This window comes from bacterium (assembly GCA_030654305.1).
Taxonomy (GTDB): Bacteria; Krumholzibacteriota; Krumholzibacteriia; order LZORAL124-64-63; family LZORAL124-64-63; genus PNOJ01.
Window position 1 is genome coordinate 1 of record JAURXS010000444.1, and the last position, 2,453, is coordinate 2,453.

Here is a 2,453-nt window from a genome sequence, read left to right on the forward strand (position 1 = left end):
GCCACGCGGCGCTCCGGCGCCGGGACGTCGGGCAGCAGCTGCAGCAGTCGGTGGATCAGGTCGCCGCGCCGGAACCGGCCCAGCCCCCCGGTGCGGGCCAGGGGCGAAGGCGACGGGATCATCGCCTGGTCCGCCAGCTGCGAGGGCGAGGCGTAGCGGCGGGCGGCCGGTTCGACCGGCGGCGCGCCGCGCGTCCAGGCCGGCGGTTCGACGCCCCCCCGGGCGGCCTCGGCGGTCCTGGGCAGGCGCAGGGGATCGTCGCCGAACCTCTGGATCTCCATGTCGCCGAGCGGAAGGGTCCGCACCCCGCCGGCCACGTCGGGATGGGTGAACGCCGCCCGCATCGCCCCGTACCAGCCGGCGACCTTGTCGTCGGCCGTGCGGGCGTCGATCCGGCCGCAGAGCACCAGCCGGTCGCGGGCCCGGGTCAGGCCGACATAGAGCAGCCGCCAGGCCTCGTCCTCCTCCCGGTCCTTGCGGGCTTGCCGGGCCAGGGCGCTGGCGGGGCAGTCCTCTTCGGCCTTGGCGCACCACAGGAAGCCGCCCTCGTCGGTCGCCAGCAGGGGAGAGCCGCGCGCCGTGCGCGTGACCGTCGTCTCGGGCAGGAAGACGATCGGCGCCTCAAGGCCCTTGGCGCCGTGGGTGGTCATCACCCGCACCTCGCCGGACGCCGCCTCCATCTCCCGCTTCACCGAGATATCCAGCCCCACGAAGGCGGCGGCGAGGCTCTCCAGATCCCGCACGCCCTGGGCCTCGGCGGTCAGGGCGCGGGCCAGGAACTCGTCGATCACATCGCCGGCCTCGGCCCCCAGCCGGGTCAGCATCGCCGCGCGCATGGAGCGGCCGTCGGGGGCGGTCAGACCCAGAAGACGGGCGTAGAAGTCGAAGGGCGTGCGGGTTGCGGCCAGGGTCCGAACCGTCCGCAGGACGGCCAGCGCCGCCGCCCAGGCCGGCCGCTCGTCCGCCCGGCGCTGCAGCGCCGTCCACAGGCTGTCGGGCTTGCGCTCCCGGGCGAGGGCGTAGATGTCCTCGTCGCCGAGGCCGCAGAACGGGGTCTTGAGCAGGGCCGCCAGGGTCAGGTCATCGTCCGGGAACAGCACGAACCGGGCCACGGCCATCAGGTCGTCGAAGGCGATGTGCGCCGACAGGGTGAGCCGGTCGGCGCCGGCCACCGGCACGCCCCGCCGCTTGAGTTCGCGGATGATCTCCTCGAACAGCACCCGACGGCGGCGGACGAGGATCAGCACGTCGCCGAAATGGGCGGGCCGCCAGTCGCCATGGCCGCCGTCCGGCCGGCGGAGATCCTTGTCGAACACGGCGTCGCCGCGCGCCACCAGCGCCTTGATCTCGGCGGCGATCCGGCGCGCGAGGCGACGGTTGGCGGAGGCCTCGGCCTCTTCGTCGAGCGGCGCGTCCCAGGCCTCGCGGTCCTCGCCCGGCTCCTCCCGCTCCAGCGGCCAGAGGTCGACGCAGCCGGCGTGATCGGTCCTGAAAGCCTGGTGGCTGACGATGTCGTCGCCCTGCGGCGGCGGCACGCCCCGACGGGTTTCAGGCGCCACGAACAGGGTGTCGACGAACGTCAGGACCTGCGGCGTGGAGCGATAGGACACGGCGAGCGTGGGGCCTTCCGCGATCGCGCCAGCGGCCACGATCTCAAGCATGTAGCGCTGCCGTTCATCAAGCAGCCGCTGCGGGTCGGCGCCCTGGAAGCTGTAGATCGACTGCTTCTCGTCGCCGACCACGAACAGGGTCCGCGCCTCCGCGCCCGTCCGGCGCAGGCCGGCGCCGGCCCAGAATTCGCCGGTCAGCTGGCGCACGATCTCCCACTGCTCGGGCGCGGTGTCCTGGGCCTCGTCGACGAGGATGTGATCGATGCCGCCATCCAGCTTGTAGAGCACCCAGGCCGCGTCGGGCCGCTCGGCCACCAGCTCCTTGGTGCGCAGCACCAGGTCGGTGAAGTCGAGCGCGCCGCGATCCTGCTTGGTCCGGCGGTAGGCTTCAGCATAGGCGCTGGCCAGGGCCAGAACCTGCAGCGTGGTCTCGGCCACGGCTGCCGCGCGAACCTGATCGCGAAACTGTTCCAGCCGCGCCTGCTCGGCCACGAGGCCCATCCGCAGGTCCTCGCGCGCTTTCAGGGCGGCGGTCCTGGTCACCCAGGTGGCCGGCGTGCCAGCGCCCTTCTGAGTAAAGAGCACCGACAGGACCTGGTCCAGCGTCGTCGCCGTCCGCAGACCCTCGGCGCATTTCGCGTCGGTCTTGCCGCCGCCCGCCAGCACCTCGGCCGCCTCGCGGTAGAGCCGCGTGTTGCGCGCCTCCATGGCCGCCTCGGCGACCGCGTCGGCGGTGACGGCTTCCGCGCGGCCGGTGCAGACCTGCCAGACATCGGCCTGCACCGCCTCGAACCCGCCGCAGCGGGCGACATAGCCGGAGATGGCGTCACGCTTCTGCTCGAA

General features: G+C 73.4%; 1 protein-coding gene. It reads right to left on the reverse strand.

From position 1 onward, the window contains the following. Positions 1–2,453 (reverse strand): UvrD-helicase domain-containing protein (locus Q7W29_12890; GenBank protein ID MDO9172715.1); only part of this gene is annotated, 2,453 nt, incomplete at both ends.